This is a genomic window from Thalassobacillus sp. CUG 92003 (assembly GCF_013618635.1).
Classification (GTDB): domain Bacteria; phylum Bacillota; class Bacilli; order Bacillales; family Halobacillaceae; genus CUG-92003.
In genome coordinates, this window is the sequence record NZ_JABLSJ010000008.1 from 188,672 (window position 1) to 196,995 (window position 8,324).

At 42.8% G+C, this 8,324-nt stretch carries 8 protein-coding genes and 2 rRNA genes; 3 read left to right on the forward strand and 7 right to left on the reverse strand.

Going from position 1 to position 8,324, the window contains the following annotated elements; all coding sequences use genetic code 11:
* Positions 1-112: 112 nt before the first annotated feature.
* Both pepV and HOP45_RS13725 read right to left on the reverse strand, forming a co-directional pair.
* Positions 113-1,507, reverse strand: a complete 1,395-nt coding sequence (pepV, locus tag HOP45_RS13720; RefSeq protein ID WP_181349950.1) for a dipeptidase PepV — start codon at positions 1,505-1,507, stop codon at positions 113-115.
* Positions 1,504-2,529: a potassium channel family protein gene (locus HOP45_RS13725; protein WP_181349952.1), complete on the reverse strand. Its 1,026-nt coding sequence runs from the start codon at positions 2,527-2,529 to the stop codon at positions 1,504-1,506. Before HOP45_RS13725 ends, pepV begins: the two co-directional genes overlap by 4 nt.
* A gap of 175 nt (positions 2,530-2,704) precedes the next feature.
* On the opposite strand from HOP45_RS13725, the gene HOP45_RS13730 reads away from it, so the two are divergent.
* Positions 2,705-2,902: an HTH domain-containing protein gene (locus HOP45_RS13730; RefSeq protein WP_370458029.1), complete on the forward strand. Its 198-nt coding sequence runs from the start codon at positions 2,705-2,707 to the stop codon at positions 2,900-2,902.
* 31 nt (positions 2,903-2,933) lie between these two features.
* Here HOP45_RS13730 and HOP45_RS13735 read toward each other — a convergent pair whose 3' ends face one another.
* A complete protein-coding gene (locus HOP45_RS13735) occupies positions 2,934-3,656 on the reverse strand; it encodes a pseudouridine synthase (protein ID WP_181349954.1) in 723 nt (240 codons plus the stop codon).
* Positions 3,657-3,829: 173 nt separating this feature from the next.
* A complete protein-coding gene (locus tag HOP45_RS13740; protein ID WP_181349955.1) occupies positions 3,830-5,461 on the reverse strand; it encodes a putative polysaccharide biosynthesis protein in 1,632 nt (543 codons plus the stop codon).
* Between the two features lie 105 nt (positions 5,462-5,566).
* Here HOP45_RS13740 and HOP45_RS13745 point away from each other — a divergent pair, with 105 nt between their 5' ends.
* Together HOP45_RS13745 and HOP45_RS13750 are read left to right on the forward strand one after the other, a co-directional pair.
* Positions 5,567-6,826: a BaiN/RdsA family NAD(P)/FAD-dependent oxidoreductase gene (locus HOP45_RS13745; RefSeq protein WP_304650480.1), complete on the forward strand. Its 1,260-nt coding sequence runs from the start codon at positions 5,567-5,569 to the stop codon at positions 6,824-6,826.
* 12 nt (positions 6,827-6,838) lie between these two features.
* The gene (locus tag HOP45_RS13750) at positions 6,839-7,285 is read left to right on the forward strand and encodes a GNAT family N-acetyltransferase (protein ID WP_181349957.1); all 447 of its coding nucleotides are present in this window, start codon (positions 6,839-6,841) and stop codon (positions 7,283-7,285) included.
* A 398-nt stretch (positions 7,286-7,683) separates the two neighbouring features.
* On the opposite strand, the gene HOP45_RS13755 is transcribed toward HOP45_RS13750, so the two are convergent.
* The 3 genes from HOP45_RS13755 to HOP45_RS13765 form a co-directional block, all read right to left on the reverse strand.
* On the reverse strand, positions 7,684-7,953 hold the full coding sequence (locus HOP45_RS13755; protein WP_181349958.1) for a hypothetical protein: 270 nt from the start codon (positions 7,951-7,953) through the stop codon (positions 7,684-7,686).
* 64 nt (positions 7,954-8,017) lie between these two features.
* Positions 8,018-8,131, reverse strand: a 5S ribosomal RNA gene (gene rrf / locus HOP45_RS13760).
* 97 nt (positions 8,132-8,228) lie between these two features.
* A 23S ribosomal RNA gene (locus tag HOP45_RS13765) occupies positions 8,229-8,324 on the reverse strand; the annotation flags it as partial.

Consider the following 8,324-nt stretch of genomic DNA (forward strand, 5'->3'; position numbering starts at 1 on the left):
CTCCTTCAGTTGTTCTGCATTATGCGTCTGTTGATTATGATCCACTTAGCACACTCTAGTGTTAGCCTATAGCCTGTGACTGAATGTAAATTAATTGCTAAAAGGCCTTTTACTAAGACTCTTCTTCTGCAGTGAGATCATAGAGGGTCTGCATATATATAGCGATCGCCTGTTTCATATCTGATATCAATATATGTTCATCCTTCTGGTGAGCAGTATCCGGACTCCCCGGAAACAGAGCACCAAAAGCTACACCATGTTTCAGCAAACGGGCGTACGTAGCCCCGCCGATGGAAATGGGCCAGGCATCCATATTCATATGGTGATTGTAAGCATGAAGCAGCGTTTGAACATCGTCATCCTGCTCGTCTACATATAAGGGGAGAAGGTGGTCAAGAACTTCAACATCTCCTCCCAACCGATCGATTTCTGTGCTTACTTTCTGCAAGATGACCTCTCCTGTTTCTGTAACCGGGTACCGGATATTACACCCTGCCTTCAGCTTGTCGCCTTGTTTCCAAGCTAAAGTCCCCAAATTCATGGTTAATTCACCCGATATGTCATCGCGTGTATGTAACTCGAAACCTTCTCCTAACACAGAACTGAACCGTTTCTGAAGCATCTCAATGAATTGGCTCGCACCTGCTGCAATGGGTAACGATTGCAGTAAAGCGAGTAAGTGCACGATTGCATTCGCCCCCTGATCGGGTTTGCTTGCATGAGAAGCTTTTCCGAAAACCGTTATCCAGTAGCCCTGTGAATCTGCCTTTATATCTCCCGCAATCGATAGACGGTGGAAATAATCATCTACATGATCCTGTAACGCCACATCACCTGAGACAAATGCATGTGCTTGCTCTGGCACCATATTCAGTCTGTCTCCACCATGTAAGGAATGAATGACCACAGGTGCTTGAGCACCCAAATCCCCTTCGTCAAAAGTGATAGAACAATCGATCAGGCCTTTCTCAGCGTTTATGACCGGAAAGGCTGCATCTGGGGAAAAACCGAATTCCGGCATTTCTTCATGATCAAAATAATGCTGAATGCCCCGCCCGTCTCTTTCTTCATCCGTTCCAAGAATCAACCTTATTCTTTTTTTCGGAACAAATCCTGAATCTTTTAGTATTTTCATTGCCATATACGCAGCCATAACCGGACCTTTATCATCTTGCGCGCCCCGCGCATAAATTTTTCCTTCTCTTACAACGGGTTGAAACGCTGGCGTATGCCAGCCTTCACCCGCTGGGACAACATCCAAATGACCCAGAACACCTATCAGTTCACTGCCTTCGCCAAACTCAATGTGCCCTGCGTATCCTGAAACATTTTTCACTTTGAAACCATCCGCTAGCGCCATTTCCAACATTGTATTCAAACAATCATCGATTGACGCGCCAAATGGATAGGTCTCATGGGGTTCATGGATACTCGGTATACTTAACAGTTTAAATAACTTAGTGCAATACTTCTCAACGTGCTGAGCGTCTATCCGTGGCATTGTCATTGATTATGATCCTCTTGAATCAGCGATTGGTAGGTCGCTTCATCACAAACGACATACAACTCTGCATTCTCTGGCAGCTTTTCATCAAGTCGGCGATTAATATCCAGCTTATTACGATCGGCGATAAGCGTAGCCCCTTGTTCAAGTAATTCATTAAATGCTTGTCGATATGTCTTCCAATGTGCACGTGTCGGCACGAAATAGAGGTCATCACCGAACGACCTTCTGAGTAACTGACTGAAAATGGATGAGACGCCTTTACGGAAAGCAGAACGGACTGCCAGTGACGAAATTGTTTCATTCGATACGATGAATTCATCAACATTGATATGACGGAAGTTGGAGATATGGGCTTCCTCCATCACTTCGACGATCGTGTGCACATTATGAGCGAGCCCTTCCACAGTTGAAGCCACCAATAGTGTTTTCCCATCGATTACTTGATCACTTCCAAGTTGATCATCTGCGAAAATCAGTACAGCTTTGGCTTCTGGGATATTGGCTTTTTCCAGCGTTTCCTGATGGGAGGCATTCCCTTTTATGTAATGAATATTTTCATCCAGGAGAGGGGCTTCAGGAAGATCATCAATAATAACAATGTTCACATCGAGGTTGGTAGCCATCATTTCTTTAATCGCAAATTTAGCTTTTTGAGACCATCCGATAATAATAAAATGACCCGTTTCTTTATACATAATATCACCCTTCAACCGTTTTTTTCTGAAGATAGAAAGACCGTCAATTATTTTTCCTATGACAACCCCAATCAGGCCAATTCCAATAATATACAGTACCATGGCAATGCTCCTGCCCCCGGCTGTTTCAGGGTAATAATCACCATAGCCCACCGTTGTAACGGTGGTCATGACCCACCAGAGTCCATCAAAAAAAGTCGGAAACGTTGCAGGTTCTACCCACACAATCAACAAGGAAGTGCTTAACACTAACAGCAAGCTTGAAAGAAACAAGATATAATTATTAATCTTGACGACTTTCAATAACAATTTTCTCAGCGTATACATGATTACCCTCCAGTTCCTTTAAATATGTGTAAATTTCGTGAATTATCTGTTAAATCGTGCGGAAATTGTAGCATTTTGTCTAAAGGATATTGTAAAATGAACCTAACGACTTATTGAAATAACGTTCCAATGATCTTTTTTAAGGAGTGGTTTTTTGAATCGTCCATCTTCACGTATGCTTGATCGAATTAAAGCTGTCTACCTCTTTATCAACGAACAAGAAACGGTTTCCACAGCCCAGTTAGCAGAAGAATTTGGAACCACTGATCGAACCATGCAGCGCGATTTAAAAGTATTGGAATACAACGGCCTTGTCATGAGCCCTAACCGTGGTAAATGGACTACAACAGCCAAAAAAGTGAAGGTATCTTAAGGAAGTGAAGACCCGGTTTACGCCGGGTCTTTTATTCCATATTGGTTAATTCAAACAAATAGTCAAGCTCTTCATCCCGTAATTCCCGGTATTCGCCAGGGTCCAACGCTTCATCCAAAGCTAGCTCTCCCATTTGGGTACGTTTTAAATACGTAACGCGTTTCCCTACAGATTCAAACATGCGCTTAACTTGATGAAATTTCCCTTCAGTAATGACAAGTTCAATTCGAGAAACCTCTCCCGATTCAATAACTTGCAGGCGAGCTGGTTTTGTATGGTAGCCATCGTCCAACGTCACGCCGCGCGAAAAAGCCTCCACATCCTCTTGGGTAACGTGACCCTCAATATCGGCAACGTATGTTTTCCCCACTTCCTTTTTTGGTGACGTTAATCGATGGGATAACTGCCCGTTATTTGTCAGGAGAAGCAACCCCTCCGTATCTTTATCCAACCGGCCTACTGGGAAGGGATGGAACAAATGATCCTCCGGTTCTAAAATATCAACGACTGTCATTTCATCGGCATCTTCCGTAGCAGAAATTAAATCACCCGGCTTGTTCACCATGAGGTAAATAAATTGCCGATATTCAACGATTTCGCCCTGGACAGTTATGACATCATGCTCGGCATCGACATGAACTTTAGGGCTTTTAATTACATCATCATTTACGCGCGTTCCGCCAGATTTAAGCAATGATTTTACTTCTTTGCGTGTACCAAACCCCATATGGGCCAAATATTTATCAATTCGCATCGTCGGCCTCCTTTTGATTAGCTCTGCTCGTTCTCTATACTAAGGTCTCATATAAGTTCCCTATTGTTGAAGACTATTAAATCAAGGCATAGGTCCGTTTACCAGATCAGATCATTTTCAATCGCATACACACCACTATCAAAATAAAATGATCGGAAAGCATTCTTACTCCATTAACCTTTACCTGATCCTTTTAAAAATCGATCGAGTACTTTAACACGCCCGCCAATTACACGCTCTAGTAAAGTGGATTGGTAAGCCAGCCACAAATAAAACGTTCCACCGATACCTACACCTGAAATCAACACTATTACAGATGCGAAACGACTCTCCTGCGGATTCAAGCTTGTCTCCAACAACCATTTAGCAAGGGCCACCACCAGAAGCATCATAACCGTAAAGATGACGATGAGGAGTGAACGTTTCACTAATTGTTTCATCGCAAACTCTAACGAGCTTTTAATCTTCCATACGTTAAGACCTACAGCTGTTGCCACTGCTAAACCTGTCGCGATAGCTGCACCTTTAGCATCCAATATCATGATAAAAGGTATATTCAACCCTGCTTTCACCAATAATCCCATCGCTAAACTGATGACAGCGAAATTCTGTTTGTTGATACCCTGGAGAATGGAAGAACTCACCGTGAACAAAGCAAAACCTAAACCGACCGGTGCATACCAGGCTAATAAACTGCCGTATAATTCGATATGCTGAAGGCCGTAAAAGGAAGCATAAGCTTCATTTGACAGCAAAGCAAGGCCTGCTACCGAAGGCAAGATGAGCAGCATAACAATCTGCAATGCCTGATTGATTTGCTGAAACAGTTGTGTTTGCTTATTCTCAGTGAATGAACTCGTAATGGCAGGGAGTAATGCTAACGATAGACCAATGGCTAAGGTAACCGGGATAATAACGAGTTTATGACCATAAAGGAACAAAGCAGAGTATGCGCCTTCTGACACCATTCTAGTGAAACCACTTGCAAACATGGCATCATTAAACGTAAACTGATCAACCATTTGATATAATGGAGTAGCTATTCCCACTAATACGAACGGACCTGCGTACCCTAGCAATTCTTTGAACATGTCTTTCTTGGTTAGATCGTAAACAAATTCCTGCTGATTCACCTGTCGATCAAGATACGGTTTCCGTTTCTTCCAGTAACCGAACAATACAATGCATGAAGCGATAGCACCTATAAAAGCAGCAAACGTTGCAAAACCAACGGCAGTGGAAATGCTGCCACCAAATACGTTCAACACGATATATACGGCCACTAAAAGGAAAATAATGCGCACAATTTGTTCAAGTACCTGTGACAATGCTGTCGGCGCCATGGATTCATATCCCTGGAAAAATCCACGCACAATACTCATAGATGGTATAATTAATAACGCAAAACTCACCATTTGAATAACATTTGTCACATTGCCTAAAGCGGCATCGTCATTCCCTTCCGTAATACTCCATTTCGCAACCTGTTCTGCGCCAAAAAACAGAGTGAGAAATGCAATTAAACCAGTCAAGGCCATTAATTGCATGCCGTACTTAAGCATCTTCCTCCCTGTTTCATAATCACCAAGTGCATTATATTTTGAAACAAACTTTGACACGGCTAACGGCACACCTAAAGTGGAAATACTAATTAAAATGTTGTAGGGGTTATAGGCATATAAATAAAGCGCGCCTCCGCGCTCACCCACTAGCTCTTGAAATGGAATAAGATAAATCATTCCAAGAAATTTAGATAAGAATGTTGCACCTGTTAACAACATCGTTCCTTTGACAAATTTCGACATATTAATATTTTTCACCTGCAATTATTGTAGAATCGGACGCATTTATTTTATCATAAATAAAGCTTTAACAATTGAATCTTGGTTAAAAAGAAAGGAATGACCCTCTTGGACTATCACGTAGCTATTATCGGGGGCGGTCCCTCAGGACTTATGGCGGCCATTGCTGCTGCAGAACAGGGTGTTAAAACCCTTCTGCTCGATAAAGGGAATAAACTAGGAAAAAAACTCGCCATTTCCGGAGGCGGGCGTTGTAATGTAACGAACCGTCTCCCTGAAGAAGAAGTCATCAAACACATACCTGGTAACGGAAAATTCTTATATAGCCCTTTTTCTGTATTCAATAATTATGACATCATAGATTTTTTTGAAGGGTTAGGAGTAGCATTAAAGGAAGAAGACCATGGGCGCATGTTCCCTGCGAGTAACAAAGCAAAAGATGTCGTGAATACGTTATTGAATCGAATCGAAGAACTTGATATCGAGGTGCGTACCGACACTGCTGTGAAAACCGTAAATTATGGAGAGTCCGCTCATTCAATTGTTTTACATTCCGGTGATGCCCTTTCAGTGAATGCGGTCATCATTGCTGTGGGGGGAAAATCCGTACCTCACACTGGATCCAGTGGTGATGGGTATGCCTGGGCAGAAAAAGCGGGTCATACGATTACTGATCTATATCCAACCGAAGTTCCTTTAATTTCAAACGATTCATTTATCCGGGACAAGACTCTTCAGGGGCTGTCCTTGCGGGATGTAAACGTTTCGGTACTCAACCCGAAAAAGAAGCCTATCATCACCCATCAAATGGATATGTTATTCACTCACTTCGGCGTTTCGGGACCTGCTATCTTAAGGTGCTCGCAATTTGTTGTAAAAGAGTTTATGAAGGGTCATAAGCCAGTTCTTCTGGAAATTGACTGCTTACCTGAGGAAACGGATAACCACGTGCGCGAGCGGGTCCTGAATCTTATGCAGGACCAACCCAAAAAAAGCTTTCGAAATCTTGTAAAAGGGATCGTTCCCGAACGATTGTTAGACTACGTGTTACAGAAGACAGATATTCAAGAACATGAGAAAGCAGCTAATGTTTCCCATCACAAGTTGAACTACTTTGTCGAGCATTTGAAGCACTTTCATGTTACCATTCATAGTACCCAATCTATTGAAAAGGCATTCGTTACAGGCGGCGGCGTATCAATTAAAGAAATCATCCCGAACACATTGCAATCCAAACTGATGCACGGCCTCTATTTTTGTGGCGAAATTTTGGATATCCATGGTTACACCGGAGGGTATAATATTACCTCGGCCATGGTAACAGGAAGAGTAGCCGGCATGCATGCCGCCTGGGAAAGCATGGGATAAGGAGGAAGATTGATGATAAAGGTACGAGCAATTGATCCTAAAGATACTCACAAGTTGAGGCAACTCGTTCTTCGACCTAATCAAACGATTGAGGCGTGTGAATACCCTGGAGACGAGTCACCTTCCACATTTCACCTGGGCGCTTTCGAAAATAATGAATTAATCGGCATCGCTTCTTTTTATTTTGAGACATCAGATGCAGTTGAAAAAGGCAACCAGTACAGGATAAGAGGAATGGCGATCCACCCTGATCACCGTGGACTTCGGATCGGCACAACACTTATCCATAAAGCTAACCGGGTATTATTCAAAGAGGGCGTCGATTATATGTGGTGTAACGCAAGGACATCCGCTCTTGCTTTCTATGAACGCATCGGTTTCCAACAAGCTAGTGACGTGTTTGAAATTGAACCGATCGGCCCGCATGTGATCCTTTACAAACCTGTGGAACAGCCATAATTCTCACTTTTTTCTGTAAAATGAGTAGTATAGACAAAACAGAAAAAAGAGGTTGGGACTAAATAAAATACAAAAATTCCGAACGCTTTCCTGAACGTTCGGAATTTCTGTATTTTAGAGAGTTGTTTAATGACCGCTCCGTCAAAACACTTCGCTTTCCATGGGCACGGCCTCAGCTTCCTCGGAAAGCAAAGAACGCTTTCCTGCGGGATCTTCGGCTCGCGCTGTTCCCATAGGAGTCTACGTGTTTTGACTACGCTCATGAACATCATTGAACTCATATCCATTTTCAATGTTCGTTTTTTAATACCTCTCTTTTACTTATGTCCTAGTCTCTTTTTTTGTACCAAGAAAGGCGCTCAGGGACCGCTCCGATCACTCGCCCTGACTGTTCCTCATTACCAGAAAAACACAAGGCCTAAATAAGCAAATAACAAACCGCTTATTAAGTAGAGATAACCATATACTTTCAAAGGCTGAAAACGTTCTGTGGTTCCCATAATTCCAGCAAATAATTGCACAAGAATTATACCTATGTAAATAAAATGCTGAGCTGCACTGATATTTTCTTGTAGAGAGGCAAAATAAAAAGCCAACGGGATAGTAAATAACAGTAAGACATATTTCCAATTCAAATACGTGTCTTTCTTATGTACAGTACTTGTCACGCCTGCCGCCTCCTTAATAAATACATAAAATCCCCAGAAATGACTCAAATTCTGGGGAATCGGTACCTAGCGGCGTCCTACTCTCACGGGGATCGACCCGACTACCATCGGCGCTGGAGAGCTTAACTTCTGTGTTCGGCATGGGAACAGGTGTGACCTCTCCGCCATCACCACTAGATCACTATAAGGTTGAGATTGAGGGTGAACCCTCAAAACCGGATAAGCTATTGGATTCAACGAAACATCAGGCAAGGCGTGCGCCTTGTCACATTGATTTAGATAAGTCCTCGATCGATTAGTATCCGTCAGCTTCACGTGTCGCCACGCTTCCACACCGGACCTATCAACCTCATCGTCTCTGAGGGATCTTA

Coding starts and splice junctions, on each gene's coding strand:
- pepV (WP_181349950.1), bottom strand. CDS start 1,507: ATGACAATGCCACGGATAGACGCTCAGCACGTTGAGAAGTATTGCACT.
- HOP45_RS13725 (WP_181349952.1), bottom strand. CDS start 2,529: ATGTATACGCTGAGAAAATTGTTATTGAAAGTCGTCAAGATTAATAAT.
- HOP45_RS13730 (WP_370458029.1), top strand. CDS start 2,705: ATGCTTGATCGAATTAAAGCTGTCTACCTCTTTATCAACGAACAAGAA.
- HOP45_RS13735 (WP_181349954.1), bottom strand. CDS start 3,656: ATGCGAATTGATAAATATTTGGCCCATATGGGGTTTGGTACACGCAAA.
- HOP45_RS13740 (WP_181349955.1), bottom strand. CDS start 5,461: ATGTCGAAATTTGTCAAAGGAACGATGTTGTTAACAGGTGCAACATTC.
- HOP45_RS13750 (WP_181349957.1), top strand. CDS start 6,839: ATGATAAAGGTACGAGCAATTGATCCTAAAGATACTCACAAGTTGAGG.